The sequence below is a fragment of the Oceanirhabdus sp. W0125-5 genome (assembly GCF_027938815.1).
Taxonomy (GTDB): Bacteria; Bacillota; Clostridia; order Clostridiales; family Clostridiaceae; genus Oceanirhabdus.
In genome coordinates this window covers 3,179,944-3,198,999 of the sequence record NZ_CP115913.1, presented here as the reverse complement: position 1 = coordinate 3,198,999, position 19,056 = coordinate 3,179,944, and the positions used below count along the sequence as shown (strand labels likewise).

The 19,056-nt window shown below is 30.4% G+C and carries 17 protein-coding genes and 1 other annotated feature; of the genes, 3 read left to right on the top strand and 14 right to left on the bottom strand.

The features are described from left to right. Positions 1-213: 213 nt before the first annotated feature. Positions 214-1,482 carry a hypothetical protein gene (locus tag OW730_RS14745; protein ID WP_271224820.1) on the top strand — a complete coding sequence of 423 codons (1,269 nt, stop codon included), beginning with the start codon at positions 214-216 and terminating at the stop codon, positions 1,480-1,482. Positions 1,483-1,710: 228 nt separating this feature from the next. Here the strand turns inward: OW730_RS14745 and OW730_RS14740 are convergent, their stop codons facing one another. The 11 genes from OW730_RS14740 to OW730_RS14690 all read right to left on the bottom strand — a co-directional run bounded on the left by OW730_RS14740 (position 1,711) and on the right by OW730_RS14690 (position 14,140). Then, complete coding sequence (locus OW730_RS14740) at positions 1,711-2,532, bottom strand: helix-turn-helix domain-containing protein (protein WP_271224819.1); 822 nt, start codon at positions 2,530-2,532, stop codon at positions 1,711-1,713. A 44-nt stretch (positions 2,533-2,576) separates the two neighbouring features. After that, positions 2,577-3,434 (bottom strand): phosphoribosylaminoimidazolesuccinocarboxamide synthase, encoded by an 858-nt coding sequence (locus OW730_RS14735; RefSeq protein WP_271224818.1) that lies wholly within the window; start codon positions 3,432-3,434, stop codon positions 2,577-2,579. 138 nt (positions 3,435-3,572) lie between these two features. Then, positions 3,573-5,348: an alanine--tRNA ligase gene (locus OW730_RS14730; protein ID WP_271224817.1), complete on the bottom strand. Its 1,776-nt coding sequence runs from the start codon at positions 5,346-5,348 to the stop codon at positions 3,573-3,575. A 52-nt stretch (positions 5,349-5,400) separates the two neighbouring features. Further along, positions 5,401-5,647, bottom strand: a binding site (T-box leader). Positions 5,648-5,784: 137 nt separating this feature from the next. Further along, complete coding sequence (locus OW730_RS14725; protein WP_271224816.1) at positions 5,785-6,879, bottom strand: hypothetical protein; 1,095 nt, start codon at positions 6,877-6,879, stop codon at positions 5,785-5,787. A 90-nt stretch (positions 6,880-6,969) separates the two neighbouring features. Beyond that, positions 6,970-7,950: a helix-turn-helix domain-containing protein gene (locus OW730_RS14720; protein ID WP_271224815.1), complete on the bottom strand. Its 981-nt coding sequence runs from the start codon at positions 7,948-7,950 to the stop codon at positions 6,970-6,972. 606 nt (positions 7,951-8,556) lie between these two features. Continuing rightward, positions 8,557-8,751, bottom strand: a complete 195-nt coding sequence (locus tag OW730_RS14715; protein ID WP_271224814.1) for a hypothetical protein — start codon at positions 8,749-8,751, stop codon at positions 8,557-8,559. 60 nt (positions 8,752-8,811) lie between these two features. After that, positions 8,812-9,909: an IS200/IS605 family element RNA-guided endonuclease TnpB gene (gene tnpB, locus OW730_RS14710; protein WP_333781219.1), complete on the bottom strand. Its 1,098-nt coding sequence runs from the start codon at positions 9,907-9,909 to the stop codon at positions 8,812-8,814. A gap of 150 nt (positions 9,910-10,059) precedes the next feature. Then, a complete protein-coding gene (locus tag OW730_RS14705) occupies positions 10,060-10,335 on the bottom strand; it encodes a hypothetical protein (protein WP_271224813.1) in 276 nt (91 codons plus the stop codon). A 4-nt stretch (positions 10,336-10,339) separates the two neighbouring features. After that, positions 10,340-11,518, bottom strand: coding sequence for a radical SAM protein (locus OW730_RS14700; RefSeq protein WP_271224812.1), 1,179 nt, complete (start codon positions 11,516-11,518; stop codon positions 10,340-10,342). 18 nt (positions 11,519-11,536) lie between these two features. Beyond that, positions 11,537-12,667, bottom strand: a complete 1,131-nt coding sequence (locus OW730_RS14695) for a hypothetical protein (protein WP_271224811.1) — start codon at positions 12,665-12,667, stop codon at positions 11,537-11,539. A gap of 492 nt (positions 12,668-13,159) precedes the next feature. Further along, positions 13,160-14,140 carry a hypothetical protein gene (locus tag OW730_RS14690; protein ID WP_271224810.1) on the bottom strand — a complete coding sequence of 327 codons (981 nt, stop codon included), beginning with the start codon at positions 14,138-14,140 and terminating at the stop codon, positions 13,160-13,162. A 706-nt stretch (positions 14,141-14,846) separates the two neighbouring features. Between OW730_RS14690 and OW730_RS14685 the strand changes: the two genes are divergently transcribed. Continuing rightward, positions 14,847-15,707: a GNAT family N-acetyltransferase gene (locus OW730_RS14685; RefSeq protein ID WP_271224809.1), complete on the top strand. Its 861-nt coding sequence runs from the start codon at positions 14,847-14,849 to the stop codon at positions 15,705-15,707. Between the two features lie 795 nt (positions 15,708-16,502). Here the strand turns inward: OW730_RS14685 and OW730_RS14680 are convergent. Continuing rightward, entirely contained in the window at positions 16,503-17,324 is an 822-nt protein-coding gene (locus OW730_RS14680; RefSeq protein ID WP_271224808.1) for an aminoglycoside phosphotransferase family protein, read from the bottom strand. A 250-nt stretch (positions 17,325-17,574) separates the two neighbouring features. On the opposite strand from OW730_RS14680, the gene OW730_RS14675 reads away from it, so the two are divergent. Then, complete coding sequence (locus OW730_RS14675) at positions 17,575-18,195, top strand: hypothetical protein (protein WP_271224807.1); 621 nt, start codon at positions 17,575-17,577, stop codon at positions 18,193-18,195. A gap of 102 nt (positions 18,196-18,297) precedes the next feature. On the opposite strand, the gene OW730_RS14670 is transcribed toward OW730_RS14675, so the two are convergent. After that, positions 18,298-18,762, bottom strand: a complete 465-nt coding sequence (locus OW730_RS14670; protein WP_271224806.1) for an NUDIX hydrolase — start codon at positions 18,760-18,762, stop codon at positions 18,298-18,300. A 46-nt stretch (positions 18,763-18,808) separates the two neighbouring features. Beyond that, the gene (locus OW730_RS14665) at positions 18,809-19,030 is read right to left on the bottom strand and encodes a GrpB family protein (protein ID WP_271229573.1); all 222 of its coding nucleotides are present in this window, start codon (positions 19,028-19,030) and stop codon (positions 18,809-18,811) included. Positions 19,031-19,056: the final 26 nt, after the last annotated feature.

Below are 19,056 nucleotides of genomic sequence, written 5' to 3'. Positions count from 1 at the left end.
TATGAATTGAATTTTATAATAGTAAAAAAAAATATCAACAAACAAGCATAGTTATTATTTACATTTTATACTAATTAATAATATTATGCAATAAGAAAGTGCGTAATTACTTGCTTAAATATTTTATTTCAAAGAATAAGTTAAATATATAAAAAAATTTATTTACATATAACTAAAAACATTATATAATATCGTAGAAAGGGGTGTAAAAATATGAAAAAAAAGATAATTTTTACTATGGTTTTCTTATTATTAATTAATCTTTCTGTTCCTGCTTTTGCTGTGTCCAGAAAAGTTAATCACGGTAAAGGCAAGTCTTTGAACTTAAAATTTATGGGGGAAATAGGAAACTCGGTAAGTTTACTCAAAGAAAACTTTAATTTATCAAAAGATGAGGTGATTAAGCAATCTAATATACTATTTGATTATGATACTATTATTGAGCAAACAGAGAAAAATGATGAGTTTGAAGTTTCATTAAGTGGGGAATTTGTATTAAATAGTCAAAATGTAATTCTTAACTTTAAAGATAAAGTTAAGAAAATAAACATTGATGGAAATATGATGCTATACGGTATTATTAGGGGCGATGCATTTATAAATGGCGAAAAATTTCCTTCAATAATTAGATTTGAAAAGTTATTTGATAAGGAAAGATATTTTCTTGCATTAACTATTCAGAATGACAACCTTGATTCAGGAATGTTTTTCAATATTGGACAACCTATATTGAATCAATCATTAATAAAGAAAAATACTATTCCAGCAATCAAAACAACAGGAGAAGATGTAAAGAATCTTTACATTCCAGTAGAAGATGGTGGAGGAGAGACGTATCCTGAATTTACATACGAAGGTTATAAGACCGCTCTAATTGATAGTGGTATTGATAAAACAGGTGTATTTATGAGAGCTTATAGAGGTAAATCTAATGAACAAAGACAAATGCTTCTTGACTTGTTTTCATATACAAATAATGTTAATGTAGAAGATCAATATTATTCAATAGAATGTAACGGAGTTGATAGTATAACTTTAGGTATTAAGTCCTTAGATGGAAGAACTACCGTAGTGGGAGTATCACCTGATGTAGAAGAAGTTTCAGATCCCCATCAAAAATTACTATATTACATTTTTTTAGATACAGTAGGAAAATTCTTACCAATTACATGGTCTTTGGATAACTTATTTGGTAAAAGCATGGAAGGTGGAGTGGAAAAAGAACTTAGCGCTGCATCTCATTATAGAGTTAAAATTAACTCAACATTTTATCATCCAATGAATTTCGATTCTTATACAGTACCAGTTGTTTTTACAATATTACCCAGAATGGATACATCAGCAAATGATATACTTCTTGAATTATACGGAAAAGTATCTTATCAAGTGAGAATTTATACGTATGATGGAGGTGGAGTATTTACTATCGACACTAAGGAAGCTATCATTACGTATGATTACCTTAATGATAAGATAAAATAATTCGAATATCTATATTTTATCTATACTATAAATGGCGGAGCTATGACTCTGCCATTAGTTTTTTCGTCTTAGTTTTTATAAGTAATTGAAAAGTTATTTTTATATGCCATATGTATATACTTATTTTACTATATAAATCCATATTATTCATTCTTTTATATAAAGATACAAAAAAAGGCAGCGGCTATGCCACTACCTTACTCTATATCTCCTTAATACCCCCAAGTTCTATATAATCTTCCTCGCATACATTCTGTTAGCAGCATGCTTATGAGGAATCCCTGATGAATTACAATCAAATACATATTCAGAACATTCTTCTATGAACCAGTCATGATATAACGTGAACAGTTGCCCTGATTTCCAATGTTCAGAATTACTGTATTTTCCTGGTACATGACTGATAAATGGTTTTTCAACCAAACACTGTAGTGCATTTAATCCCCCGTCTTCTGTAAATTCTTTATAATTTGCAAATATTTCTTCTCTTAATTCAGATTTCAAATGGTGCAAAACACCATTTGAAAATAGAATATCATATTTTTTTTCTAACCTAAAATCCCATATATTAGCTTTAAACGCATCAACATATACATTTGCTTTTTCAGCTAATCTTTTGGTTTTTTGGATACCAGCATCTGAAATATCAAATGCACTGACTTTATATCCGCAACGTGCAAAAAAAACGGAATCTTTTCCTTCCCCACATCCTATATCAAGTAAACTTAATGATTTTGTAGGGGGCATCAATTCTAATACTTTTAGGCACATAGTGGACGGCTGTACTCCCCAAAAGTATTCATCTTTATTGTAGACGTCTTCATAATAAGAACGAGGGTCAAAATTATGGGAATACCCCATAAGACTATCTATGCTAACATTAAGTATAGATGCCAGAACCGGAAGAAGAGATATATCTGGTTTTGTTTGCCCGTTTTCCCATTTACTTATAGCTTGATATGTTATACTAAGCTGTTTTGCCAGTTCCTCTTGTGTTAAGTTTCGTTCTTTTCGATAACGTGCTATATTTGAACCAACAACATCCTTCATTGTTTCCCCCCTATATACATTAAAACAAATTCTCAAAGTAAAATTTAATATTCAAATTTTCTACCTGTTATTTTCTCATAACAGTTTAAATATTTTTCTTTTGTAATATCCAAAACCTCCTGTGGTAAAACATCAGGTGCTTTATCTACATATCCCTTTGCTTTTAACCAATCCCTAAGGTATTGCTTATCAAAACTTTCTTGTTCCCTACCCACCTCATATTTATCAAGTGGCCAAAAACGGCTGGAATCTGGTGTCAAAACTTCATCCCCAAGTACTAATTCCCCATTCTCATCCAAACCAAACTCAAATTTTGTGTCTGCCAAAATAATTCCTCTTGTCAAAGCATAACTTGCACATTTATTGTAAACTGCAATTGAGATCGCTTTTACTTTTTCAGCTAATTCTAAACCTATTAGTTCAACTGCTTTTTCAAAGGAAATATTTTCATCGTGCCCGCCCATTTCTGCTTTTGCAGCGGGTGAGAATAACACTTCTTCAAAGCTTTCGCTCTCTTCCATATTCTGTGAGATTTTTATTCCACATACTTCACCAGTATTGTTATAGTCTTTCCAAGCCGAACCAGCAATATAACCACGCACAACACACTCAACCGGAAGCATTTTTAACTTTTTAACCCACATACTTCTGCCTCGGAACTCTTCTTTTTGGAATTCCTCTGGAAATTCTTCGAACTTTTTAGTAATTATATGATTTGGAATTATATCAGAAACATAATCAAACCAAAATGCAGATATTTGGTTAAGTATAATCCCTTTTCCCTTTATATCCTGAGGCATAATATTGTCCCATGCAGATATTCTATCAGACACAACAAGCATTAAGCTATTTTCATCTACCTCATAAATATCTCTTACTTTTCCGTTACCAATTTTTTTCATAATAGACTCCTTTCATCTTACAGACTTAACAGATCAATTACTTCTGAATACTATTGTATAAGATGTTTGAGTTAAATACACTAACCACATATTTTAGAATAACGAAAAACTCAACTGTTAGTTTATACCAAACCTATATTAATCCAAATCAACAATAGCTTTTATTCTTCTTACACCTGAAGAAGAACTTTGCTCTTTAGTTATTTTAAAATACCCAAGCTCAGCTGTATTAGAAACATGAGGTCCACCACATATTTCTAAAGAATATCCTGGAATATCATAAACTTTAACAACGTCACCATATTTTGATTCAAATATTCCTATTGCTCCACTTTCTTTAGCATCTTCTACATTCATTTCCATACAATTAACATCAAGTTCCTCCTTGATAGCCTTATTAACAATGCTTTCTACCTGACTTATCTCTTCATCAGATAACTTTCTATGAAAACAAAAATCAAATCTTAGTCGTTCAGAATTAATGTGGCTTCCTCTTTGAAAAACCGAATCTCCTAGAACTTGACGCAGCGCACTATTGAGCAAATGCGTTGCGGTGTGTAGTCTAATACTGTTACGATTATGTTCTGCCAACCCTCCTTTGAATTTCCCAGCACCTCCACTTCTGGATTTCTCCTGGTGCTCTTCAAACTTTGCTTTAAACCCCTCTACGTCAACAAGAATTTCTTTTTCCCCTGCTAGTTCTAATGTGAATTCAATAGGGAAACCATAGGTATCAAATAATTTAAAAGCTTGTTGACCGTTCAAACATTCACCAACTTGTAATTTTCCAAAATATTTGTTTGCCATTTTCAATCCACTTTGAAGAGTTTTATTGAATTTATCATATTCCATCTTTAATTCTTTAATGATATTTTCGCTGCATAACTTAACCTCAGGATATGCTTCACCATATATTTCAATAACTTCTTGAGCTAATTCAGGTAATATATTCTTTTTAACACCTAACTTATGAATCATTCGAATAGTACGTCGAATAAGTCGTCTAAGTATATAACCTTGTTCTGAATTTGATGGAACAATATTCTTTGGATCAGCAAGAATAAATACAGCAGCCCTAGTATGTTCACATATGATTCTATAAATCTTTTCATTACTTTTATCATATGATACCTCGCTTATTTCTTCCAATTTATTGATTAATGGAACAAATAAATCTGTTTCATATACATTTTGTAGACTATTTGCTAGGATTAATAATCTTTCAAATCCTAAACCCACATCAACGTTCTTTTGCTTTAATTCAGTAAGATTTCCATCTTTATCTTTGTTATATGTCATAAAAACATTATTCCCCAATTCAACATACTTTCCACAACCACATGCTGGTCCACACTCCTCGCTACAATCAGGTAAATCATTAACATAAAACATTTCTGAATCAGGACCACATGGACCAGTCTCACCAGCCGGTCCCCACCAGTTTTCATCATCTCCATAATAAAAAATCTGTTCTTTACTTAATCCTAGCTCTAACCATGTCTGAGTAGCTTCAGCATCATATGGCACTTTATCATTTCCTTTGTAAACAGTTACTGCAAGTCTAGAAACAGGTATATTAAGTTTCTCTGTAAGAAATTCAAAACTCATGGTAATTGCCTCTTTTTTAAAATAATCACCTAAAGACCAGTTTCCCAGCATTTCAAAGACAGTTAAGTGATAATCATCACCTACCTCCTCTATATCTCCTGTTCTTACACATCTTTGTACATTCACAAGACGTTTCCCTAATGGATGCTCTTTTCCTAAAAGATAAGGAACAAGTGGTTGCATGCCAGCTGTGGTATATAATACACTTGCATCATTTTCAGGCACTAAAGATGCAGCTGCGGCTACCTGATGTCCCCTTTCTTTGTAGTATGATACATAAAGTTGTCTTAATTCATTTGCTAACATAACCATCATCCTTTCTTATAAGATTGCATATAAAAAGCCCTAAGCTTTAATAGCTTAGGGCGAATTCTTAATCCGTGGTACCACCTAAATTCAGAGATAATCTCTACACTCATCAAGTACGGGCAACTCATATTACCGATACTCTATCCTATGATAACGGTGGATTTCCGTTGAAGCCTACTATTATTTCGGTTCAAAGCTCCGAGACTGCTTCAATATATTGATTGTGAAGATTCGCACCAACCATCTTCTCTCTGAACAATACAAGTATATTTACTACTTCTCTTCTTTGCCTTTATTTTTATTACCATAATTTTATCACTACATATAATTTTTGTCAAATACAAATATTCTATGAATTTTTATGAGGATTTTTTACTGATATTTTTAGAACCAATTAGGTTACTATTCACACCATAGTACCGCGAGGTGTTTTCTAACCTTTCTTATTTTTTTGCATACTTGCCAGCTCGCTATCTAGCCATATTTCTAATTCCTGACTTATATCAAGTAATGATTCATCCAAAGAAAAACGAAATCCTTCACACCCTTTTTGGCAATTGCCGTGACCGGTACCATTTTTTCTATCGCATCCATATCCTTTAAAGATCTTTTCCCGTAAAGACACAGGGAATTCCTCGATCACATCAGCATATTTTGAGGTGTTTTTTGTTTTAAGGATCATACGGTAACCGTTATGCAAGGATGTGGAAAACCTCAAGATTGATTTACCTTTATACGAGTAGATAACATGAATACACATGAACCCTAATTCTACATTGCATTTCATTCCAGATTCCAGATAATGTTCGTGAAATTTTAAAACAAACTCTTTTAAAGGAACAGATAAGTGATAGACAAAGTCTTTCATAATAGAGTCGACTTGTATATCCTCATCTTTCAGCATCCTGTAATCGCATCTCAGTAAAATATCGTCATTTTTACGGGATGATAGTTCATTCTGAGCAATCCCCAAAACCTTCCATCCAGTAAGCATAATGTGATTATCCGGATAAGTAATTCTTATTGCATCAATATTTGATACATCAGGTTTTTTCACACTCAAGTCAATACCATCAAAATCAATACCGCATTCAGTGAGAAAACGCATACTTTTAATCATTTGAGGAACAGAAATTTTTGTAGTTGAATTTTTATTGAGTGATCTTTTGAGGCTAAGCATTTCCCAGTCATTAACCAACAGAGAATCACATTTCTCGGATAATATACCATGCTGACCTATATTCAATAGTATACTTCTAATATTATTTAAGAACGGAAACTCCACTGACAAAGTTGTTTCATCTGAAAACTTGTTCTTACCTTTCTTAGGTATATCACATAAACTTTTGTCAGCGATTAAACGATCACAAAATCTATATAAAAACTCTCTGAAAGCAAGTACACCTTTTCGTATGTCCTCTTCCTCTGAAATTTCTTTAAACATAGATTTGATTGTATATGTTTCAGGAATATTCACTGGTATTAGTTGTTTCAGGCATTTTGCCATATCCCCCATTGTTTTTTCCATGAGTAATTCTCCTTTCATTTTGTTTTTCCCTCAAAATTATCTTTTTAACTACTCTAATGTTGTAATTTTCATTATAGTTTATAAAAGCGCTTAAATATCATCTTTCAGCTTTATAGGAAAATATCTTTGCATCTGTTTATAGCCAAGTCCTTTTTCTATGTCTTTATAGGCAGTATCTCTTCCATCTTCATATAAGTAAGGCATATTGAACATAATATCCCGATCTTTGTCAAGCTCAAAATTTGTGGTTTCAATCCATTGGCGAACTTTATCTTCCACTTTATGTATGCTCTCGTTATCTTCGTCTATACTCACTGCCATAGCGTATAACCCTCCCGGAAAATCGAACAGTTTAAAAGGAGTTACATCCACATCGGTAACACAATCTTTAACGGCACATATCCATTCAGCTTTGTCATTTCTAGAAATCAAAAAATCAAAACAATCGAAAATTATACTTTTATACAAATGACAGTACTGCCATAATTGATACATATATCCGCCTTCTTTGAACATTTCCTCCCACGGTTGTTCCCCGCACGTTACCCCTTTGAATTCCGGTATCCTAACCACCATTATATCAGGAATTTTTTTATCTAATTTTTCAGTTATTTTAATCAATCGGTTTACATTGGAGGGCTTGCCAATATAATCAACGCTTAATAAATTTGTTTCAATCTCTTTAGCCTTGTTATACAGCAGTTTTATGTCAGAGTTGTCTGCAAAGTTGACTTGTTCGATTTCGTGTATAAAATTTAGGACGATCCCCTTCAACTCATGTAAAAGTGCAACCTCATCGTCTATTCTCTCCACTTTTTTCCCAAGCACTTCTAAAACTACATCAGTACCGGAAGTATTGAAAACACGTTGAATGTCTTTTATACTGATATTCAACTTGCGTAAAATTAGTATTTGTTCAAGCCGCCTAACAGCATTTTCGTCGTACATTCTATATTTGTAGTCATCACTTCTAGTGCTGGACAGTAATCCCATGTCCTCATAATAACGCAGTGTTCGGGCTGTTATGTCATACTTGCTTGACACATCTCTGATTTTGATTAGGTTGTTCATTTGTTTTCACCTCTTTTCTTAATTGTAATGATAAACTTAGTATAAAGGATTACCCAAAGGAAGAGTCAAGAGAATAATGCTATTTTCTGGCGAAAATATAAATACTCCCCAGGTGGTAAGATAGTTGTCGTAGGAAGGAATTAATGATATTATCATATAGAAAAGAAAAAGTATATATAGACCTATGGCAAAACCAAGTGTGTCTTCAAAGCTTGTCCCACACTCGTTTCCGGCGATGTCGGCAAAAAAAACCAGTTGTTACTATTCCCACCTTTATATTACATAATATTGCTTTAGTACTATATTGTCAACATCGATAAAGTGTGCTATGGCGGTTTGACCGTACCTGTACTAGAATGTTTAATGTAATCTTCCTTCTCAGGCTGATCTTCATAACTCCTGTCGATGGGTAATTTTTCTGTGGGTGACAGTGTGGCGACAATCACATTTAATATTCCTTATTGTTAATATTCACTCATTATGCAACCTACATTATATGCTTTACTCATAATCCTTTATCTTTAAAACTACATAAAAAAACTTTCACATCCTAGAGGCACATGTTAGTCATAACCTTATACCAAAGCTTACTTACTAGTAAATCATTTACTTTGTCAATTCATTTTCAATTTTCTTAAATTCTGTATAGCCAGCATGCCAAATGTCCCATTCTGCTTCATAATATTTATAATACATTTCAGAAGCAATACCATTTCTTACAGACTCTTGTGAACTCTCCCTCCACTTACTCACGCTGAAGTGGGGGCTTCTTGGTATATCCAAGAACTTTTCCTGCTTCACAGATTTCGCAATCTACTTTCTCCACAGGCTATCTCCGTAAGACCTACGGTTCTTATTTTTTTAGGCTATTTCTAATAACCCTTGCTTCAAGATATTCCTACTGGCATTTATATCCCTATCATGAATGCTATCGCATTTAGTACATTTCCATTCTCTTATTTGCATTGGCATTTCATCTAAAACGTGACCACAATTATTGCATGTTTTAGATGATGGATACCATCTATTTATTTTATGAATTTTTCTTCCATACCATTTTGCCTTATAATCTAGAATAGTAACAAATTTATACCAACTTGCATCTGAAATACTTTGAGCTAATTTATCATTCTTCATCATATTTTTAACTGATAAATCTTCAAGAATTATAACTTGATTATCGCTTATAATTCTTTTAGATAGCTTATGGATGAAGTCTAATCTTTGATTAGATATACGTTCATGTAGTCTAGCAACCTTTATTCTTTGCTTATTCCAATTGTTACTGTCTTTTTCTTTACTACTTAATTTTCTTTGTTCCTTTGCCAATTTATCTAATGACTTTTTTAGATACTTAGGATTTTCAATCTTTTCACCATTTGATAATATTGCAAAATGACATAACCCTAAGTCTATACCAACATTCCCCGATACTTTTTTTAATGGCTCTATCTTTGTTTCAACACATATAGATACAAAATATTTACCACTTGATGTTTTAGAAACAGTAGCGTTTATTACTCTACCTTCAACATATCTATGAATTTTTGCATTAACATATTTCAATTTAGGCAGTTTTATTTTATCTTTTTTTATTTCAATATTGTTATTCACAAAATTACTTGTATATGTTTTATAGTTGTCTCTTTTACTTTTGAATTTTGGTCTGTCTGCTCTACCTTCAAAGAAATTTTTGAATGCAGCATCAAGATTTCTTAGTGACATCTGCAGTGATGTACTATCAACTTCTTTAAGCCATACAAGTTCTTTTTTCATACTTGGTAATTGATTTTGTTGTTCTTTATATTTCATACATCTTTTTTCAGCTTTATATATTTCATTCCTTTGGTTTAAGAAATGATTATATACATATCTTGAACAACCAAAAGATTTTTCAATAATCTTTATTTGATTTTCATTTGGATACATTCTGAATTTATATGCTTTGTTGATTTTCATTACTTTCAACACCTTTACTTTTCATTACAATCATAATGAATCATAGAACATTCATTCTTATTATTTCACATTTATGATTTTTTATCCATGTAAAAGTATTAAGATTACGCATTCATCTCCCACTTATAGAAGATAGGAGACTTCTGCTAGTTACGTTAAATAATCGCTCATTTCAAGATCTAGAAAACCAAAATTACCTACATCATATTTATATCCCCTTAATCCATATTTTCCATAAGGTTCATATAAGTTTTTGTATCTCTCAAATTCCTTTAAATCTTCTTGAAATTCCTTTTCATTTCTATATCTAAGTGTTATCTGAATTGAACTATTCAACGAATGATTCTTCAAATCTTTCCTGTTCTTCGTAGTTTTTGAAACATTTTTTATTGCTTCTAGATCATATTCGCCAAAATACTCAAACATAGCATTACTCCAAGTATGTAGGGCACTCCATCTCTCCCCTCATTGAATCTTTATAAAGTGAATCACAAATAGCCATGCACCCACCACATTCTTCTATGTATTTACATGTATTACACAAACTTTCTATGTGATATGTTTTATTCTTTAGAACCTGTATGAACTTACTTTTTGTATAGTATTCATAAATCGAATTAGCTTTTTCTTTCACCTTAAGATGACTACATGGTTTAAAAGTACTATCGGAAGAAATTGCTATAAAGCTTTTACCTGCCATACAACCTGAGCGTTCTTTATTAACACGTCCATTATTAAGATAAATCAGCAGATTAGAATATGCTGAATCCACTTTAATTTTAATTCCTTTTACTTGTTTTATCCATCTAGCTAATTGATAAAACTCTTCTCTAGATAGTGCGTAATCTCTATAATTTTCTGTAGGAGATGGTTTGTACCGTAAAAGATTTATATTTTTTGCACCCATTTTTTTTGCATACTCAACTGTTTCTATGAAAGTATCTAAGTTATCTTTACGAATAACTATATTAATACCAAAAGATAAATCTGTATTACTAAGAATTTTAATTGCATGGATAGCATGATGAAACCCATCTCTAGATATTTCATTTACAATTTTATAAATTGAATTAAGAGACACCTGCATATGGTTTAATCCTGCTTTAATAAGTTTATCTAATAATTTCTGTGTTAAACCATAACCACTTGTTGTCATTGTAATGGACATTTCTGTCTTTGAAACATACTCCACAAAGTCTACAATTTGAGAATGAACTAATGGTTCCCCACCCCCAATCGCAATCTGAAAAAGCTTAAGCGTCTGTGCTTCATCAACACAGGACCTAAAAACTTGTAGTGGCATCTGAATCGCATTAGCCGCCTCTTTATAACATTGAGGGCAGTTTAGTGGACATGTGTTTGTTATGTCAATATGCAGAGCATCAAGACGTAAATTATCCTTACCTTCCTTTACTACTTTTATAATATCATTTGAACCAAAGTTTTTGGTAAGTATACCAAGACTATGTAATCGGTCTATAAATGGAGTTTTAATACCATCTTTTGCATACTTAACTAATAATTCTTTTTCCTTAGAGGAAAATACCCCTGTCATTCCTGTTCTTTTTTCAAATAGGTAAAGCTTATTATTGTATTGTTTAACTTGCATATTATTTGTCATCCCCTATCATAAATCAAGCATCTGTTCAAAATATGACCTAAGCTTTTGTGGAACTAGAAGCTTTAACTGAATGTCATAATTTTTTCTAATAAAATATATTATTCCATTGTTAATTGAGTTTGAATTAGGTTTAATGATTTGTATACCTATAGACGTGCACCTATAGAATTCGTAATCTGTAACAAACCCTAATGGTGCAATTTGTTTAGCAAATTCAATATGACCTCTTAAAGTCCTATCATGAAATTTTTCACATAATCCCATCAAACATTCTAATTCTGTGTCAATATGACCTAAAACCTTAGGCTCTTTCTCTTTATAGGAGATTGACTCATAACGAAATTGTTTATACTTTTCTTTATCATTACAGTGATAGACATTTATAAATGGATTTTCTTTATTTGTTTTAACACACTCAAGATTCAATATACGATCAATTGTCATATATAAATTATTTGATAATAAATCAATTTCTTCATATAAAAAATCTTCTAGATTAGTATCATACCATGATATATTTGCAATATTAGCTTCCGCATCAATTTCTAATTCTGGAAAAGCCTCGGCAATCTTATGTAATGCATAATACTTTAAAACAATAGGTCCCCCCAAGGCACAATAAACATCTACAAACCTAATTGGATTATCTTTTTGTCTATCACAGTATTCATCCCCACATATCTCATTAAATTCTGTATACCTTTTTTTAGCAATATCTGTTTCTAAAAAAAACTCCATATAACCTTGTGTATAATAATTAGGTGCGAAAACTGGTTGAACCAGCTTTTCTTCTTTTAACCCAGAGTTCTTGACAGTAGTTGTTATCAACTCTCTCTTTATTTCTGGATAGAGGTTATACGGATTAACATATGTATAGGAGATTTCAAAGGACTTGATTGATGAACTATATATCTCTTCCCACATCAAATCCAATTCATGCTTATAATATGACTTTTTATAAAGCTTTCCTCTTCGTTCAGAATTAACTCGAGTAATTTTTATAGGAATATCTTTTCTAATTATTTTTAAATTAAGATAATAATTAACAACTTCTTTTAATCTCTCTTTTTCTGGTGTTAAAATGTTATAGCTTGTATCTGACCCATCTATTTCATAACCTTCATAATATTCAAACATAACTAGCCTCCCTCTATATAAAGAACTTAGTATCCCATATCTCTGTTTAATAGTTATATTTTACTAGATTTAAGGGTTGAATACAATTTGGAGAAATTCCATATCAGTTAGCAAATAATGACCATTTCATTCTCAAACAAAATAATTCCAGTAGTAGCATTTCATGAACAAATGCTACTACTGGAATTTTTCATCCTATTTATGGTTTGAGAATAAAGATAACTCATCTTCTTTATCCCCTAATCGTAGTAAATTCTATTCTTTTTACATTAATATTAATTTTTAATGTAATTAGTTAGATAAGATATTTTGTGAAATCACTTCAGCTGACTCTACCCTTAAGGTCCACTCCTATTTGGTCCAAAGTATTGTATCGTTGTATCCCTTTATGGGGCTTAGGAAAATGCTTGTCTACTTTCACATCTTTTTCTCTTAATCTTATTCTTTTTAATTCTCTTCATCTGTAATCATTTTTATAGAATACTCATACTATTAAATAATTTTATTCCAGTTAATTATTATTGATTTCACTATCCTTTTCACACGTGGAACACTGTCTATACTTTCATATTCTTTTAATTTAGCTGTCATTAACTCTACAGAAATTGGATTCAATAGTTTAGGATTTAGTTCCTCATGTACTTCAGACTTATATGCTGGTGGCATAATATTATATAAAGTATCTAGCGCAACTAAACTATATGGTCTCCCCATATCTATCCATCTACTAATTATATCCCAATCAGGCTTTGAAACTGCGGCTAGTCTACCCAATTGATCTTTTACAGGACTTTTAACTTTTTTCTCTATCCACTTCAATACTTCTGATGAATTAAATTTATACAAACAAACATAAGCAATATGTGGTAACTCTTTATAAGATATTTTATCTAATGCATCAAGAACTAATTGAATGCCCTCATTCTCTGGTAATGCATATGCTGTAGCATTTGATATTGACACTAGTAACTCCATATCTATATTTTCCCATAGTTTAATAATCCACTCTTGACATACCCTCCCTAAACACTTGCCACAAATTTCAATTAATCTTGACTTTATCAACATATTATTTGTATTTTCAAATCTATTCTTTATTTCATTATTAAGATCTTCTTTATCAAACATTGCAAAATGCCTTAATTCTTCTTCATAAACAAAATATTTTGTCATACAATAATCCAATAAATCATTCATATCATTACATACATCTATTAATGTAGGACAAGGATACTTTTCTGCTTCTATCACATCCTCTTCTGCAGCACATGCTATACCATCATCATAAAAATCATCATAAAGATAAGACTCATGTGGGCTATGTATTACGGCTAGATTATACCATTCTAAAGGTCTTAATGATAAAGTCACTAATTTTTTATGACATTCTTTACATAATAAATACGGTTGCTGTTCATCATCATTTTTTTCTATTACTTCAATTTCATTAATTTTACATGATTCACAATTCATTATTGCCTCCTAAATAGTTTACATTTTACTTCATTAATGTGTAAATAAATGTATAATTAGTTTAAATACACATTGTTTAAATTTATTATACTATTTTAATTTATAATCTTAAATAAAATCTAAATAAATGTATGTTTTTCTTCATTAAAGCTATAGTCATTGAAGACGAATACTTCACATTTCACATTTTTCTATTAATAAATATTCTGTTAAATTATTCTAGTATTAAAAATGTCGCCATGAAAATCTCATGGCGACATTATGGCTACTAACGCACTTCTTTAGTACAAGTTAAAATCCAAAAACCATTGCTATTTCTTACTTAACTTAACCACAGTTCCACATGGGTAGAGTAGTCTTTAAAGACACTAACTATAAACATTTTAATATCAATGGTTTGGGTGGTTGTGTTTTGTTTTTTAAACTTTATGTAACCTTTCACAATCTACAATAATAGAGTAATTTAAACGAATATGGAAAAATGTGATATAATTAAATAGTAATTTGTGCATTTTTTCTTTGTATTGTATCCTATTATATATAAAAACTCACTACGTAACGTCGTAAACTTTTAGAGTTATATGCAATGGCAATATCGGGGCTAGACTTTTGGGGCTTATTTTATAAGTTTCTTGTATAAAAATAATTCATCTTATTTATAAAACTTTTATTTGAACTAAATATATAAGGAAAGAGGCGATTCAATATGATGATTCTTAGTATAGATGAAACAAGGCTTGAAGAAGCAGCACAATATGCAAGCAATGTCAATCGAATGAAGATAGATAACTGTGAAACTATTACTACCTTTTATAAAAAAATACTTTCTAATTTTAGAAAAAGGATAAAAAATGAAGATGACAAAGTCTTAGTATGCACTGAACAAGATAAAATTGTAGGAGTTTTAGCTATATTGGTAGAAACTAATGATAAATATATAGAAATAACAAAGGGGTTATATGCTGCGGAAAACTTTCAAGAAATAGCTATGCTATTTTATACATATATAAAAGAAAAGTATGCTGGATTTCATTTAGATGCGGTTTATTCTCAAGAAAATAAAGAAGCAATTTATTTTATGCAAAGTATTGGTGCAAGCTGTATTTCACCAGATATAAAAATGAAGCTTGTTAATGATGATTTTCAACCTTCAAAAGAAAATAAGTTAATAGTTCCTATTACTGAAAAGTATTATAAATCATTTTGTAGGGTTCATGATGAAAATCACAAGAATGTTTATTGGACTGGTGAACGTTTATTATCAAACCTAAATAAATTTGATATTCTAATTGCACTAGATAAAGATGAACTAGTTGGTTCAGTTGTTAGTTCAGTATATGGAGATAAAAAGAAAGATATACTCTTTATAGAAACAGATTCAAATCATCGAAGACAAGGATATGCAAAGAGTTTATTAGAAAAATCAATAAATGAAGCATTTCTATTTGGGATAAACGAAATTACTCTTCAAGTTGTAATGAGAAATATACCAGCAAAAAAATTGTATGAGTCTTTAGGATTCCTCAAAACTGACACTATTTATACATATTCTATAGAATCACTATAATCCATGATATACTACTAAATAATGTTTAAGTTAAGTAAAAAACTATATTGATAGTAGTTGCCGCTGTATTTAACAAGGCATCAAAGTTCGTTGTGGCAGATAAATGTCAATCCTACGTACAAGCCACAACACATTAGTCAGCTAACCGAGTCTATAGCTTGTCTGCTGTATAATATTGCTCTAACTAAAGACACTACCTTTAGGTGGTGTCTAATATACTGTCCACAAAAAGGATAAAAAAGCAACCGGCTTTGTTTACCACTTATATTTTGACTGATACTTCTTTTTCTTATTAATACCCCTTAAAATTCTACATCATTGACATACACTTTAGGTTCTTCCTTACTTGGTTTAACATAAATACGTGTAGCATTTATAATTGAGTGACCCGCTAAATCTGTAACAACTTGATTTGACCCGTTTTATCTGCAAGTCTTTTGCAGTAAGCATGTCATAATGTATGAGGGCTAAATTCAATGCCACTTAATTTACTTAGGCGCTTAGTCAAATGTTGAACTGCTCTTTCTGTGATGAGGTCAACTCTCTCCGTAGTAAATAAGTGAAAAGCTTCGGTATTTCTTCGCGGCACTCTAACAACAGCTTAATTAGTGCAAGTGTTTTGTCACCAAGTGGTACCTCACAATATTTGTATGAAGATCACGTCTTCCTACAATCTGAAAATACTATTAACTATTATAATTTAATCAAATCAGATATAAGCAAAATTTATAGACTCTAATAGAGATATCTTATTACACTTATATTCTTTTACCAAAGGATAGTCTAACTATATTCTCAAGATTCAAAGGACTTTGAGTCTTGTTCAAAATAACTATTTATAATTTTTAAAATTACACTTTTTTCATCTCCTGCTGCACCACAAAGACGAAATGCTGCTACTATAACATTCCATTGAATAATTTCTTCTTTAGTTAGCTCTGACAATCGTAAATACTCATTAATATATTCTTTGGAAAATCTATTCCGAATAAATTGAATTATTTTTCTTTTGAATTTAGGAGTATGATCAGGTATTGAAGCAGTTCTTAATGTTAATATTGTTCTTGCTACATCTGCACATCTATTACCAATACAGCAATCAGCCCAATCAATAATATAATCACCTTTTTCACTACAAATAATATTATCAGGATGGAAATCACCGTGACATAGATTATTTCCCACAGGCATCATATCAATTAATTTAAATAATTTCTCTTTTTTTTCATCAGTTAAATCTCTCGTATATGAAATACGCTTTTTGAAATATACATACTGCTCTTGTATACCCTCAACTTGATTTTCATGTACCTTTAAATGAAGATGAGCTAACTTACGTGCAATCTTTTTATAATTGAGAGGTGACCTTTCAATTTGATTTAACATAGAATCGCCAGTTACTTTTTCATAAATAACAGCTCTTTTCCCTTCCCATTTCAGCTGTTGAATAAACTTAGGATAATTAAATGAGCAATTTTCTAACGCTATTGTATTATGAATTTCTCTTTCTATTAATTCATCAGGCTCATGTTCTTTGAAGATTTTTATAATACTATTTTCGCTCCAGTTATAGACATCTGCTGTGGCACCCTTTCCAATTAATTTCCCTACAATCATATTCTTTTCCTCCAATAAACATTTGAATTTTAATTTAAGAGCAATATAATTACTAATTTATATTCCAATATTTCCCAGGAAATGTTCGAAATATTTTCCTATTGCGCTACTAATGATGTGTAAATTTTATTTTCATCTATCTTTACCCAAAATATTTCCAATCATATATATTAAAAATTTAAATCATTATATTTTTTTATGGAAATAATAAAACTAGAGTTATTTAAGTAAAACTTGAAGAAGGTGTATTATGAAAAATAGATTTTTTGTGATTTTTAGAGATAATAAGATGCTAATAAGTATAAATGATCAAAGTAATTTAATTGAATATTCATTCAAGGATTTAAAAACATATCCCAATATCCCCTTTTATGTTAATATCTTTGATACTGATAATATGAAAAAGAAAATAAAACCAATAGTATATGAAAACTTAAACACTTTAAGTGAAAAGATTTTTAAACCAGAAATATACATACTTGCAGAGGATGATACTATGTCCATTGAGAAACGACTTATAGATGATTTCATGTTTACTACATTAGCTCCTAAAAAAGTGTTTTTTGTTGATCAATGTGTTCTATTAACCTCTAGCAATATTGATGATTACATTTCCATTTCTAAATCATGTAGAATGTTTATTTTAAGTTACATTAAAAGCAACCATATAATAGCTCAGAAATTTATAGATAAAAAAGATTATTCAAGTGAAGAACTAAATAAATTGATTAACAGCTTGCATGATGATTGTAAATCCAATAAAATAGATATATTTTTAAATGGAACTCATCTAAAAAAGTATTCACACATGGGAAAAATAATTGATACATTTGAATTGCTTGAAAATGCTCAAAAGTTATTTAACAAATAGTCATAATACTATATATTATATTTTTTCACCCTTTAATATTGATAAATACCTTGATATGATTATATATCTTCTAATTATTTATGATTGCTTAATTAAGTAATCTTATTTAAATACCCCTTTTCTATCTTGTAGATAATCATTTAACATGTCTGTATGTTGCTGAATAAATAATTTAGGTATATTATTTTTATCAAAGAACCGTAAATCAAATGTCTCTTTATTATCAATAACCAAATCCCCACTAGCCACATTACATTTAAAGAAATAGACTATTGATTGTGCGCTATCCCCATTAGGGTATTTACTAAAATATTTTGAATACACTCCAATTAGATATTCAACATTAACATCTAATCCTGTTTCTTCTTTAACTTCTCTAATCATAGCTTCTTCGATAGATTCTCCAATTTCAAGAGCTCCACCTGGAAACCCCCAAAGTTCTTCTTTATCGCTTCTTTTTTGAAGCAATATCTCTCCTCTTTCATTTGTAATACATGCACCTGAGAAATTCAAAATTATTGTTTCATGACCTACTTTGCTTCTTATCCATTTTATATAATCTTTCATTATTGATTCTCCTTATACTATATAGTATAGTACATTCTATATCTATTTATTTTAATATAGTTCTATTTTCTCTTTCGACTGTTTCGATAACTTTTTCGATAAAGGGATCTTTTCCTATGGCATAATTATTTCTGTTTTCGAAAAAATCCTTTTCTAAACATTTCTTAAGATTAGAATATTCAATATTAATTTCTGGGTTTTTATTTAAGTAATCCCGAAACAAAATATGATTACTCCATAACTTACCATTAATTTGTTCTACATGTATATAATGTGTAGTTAATTCTCCATCTT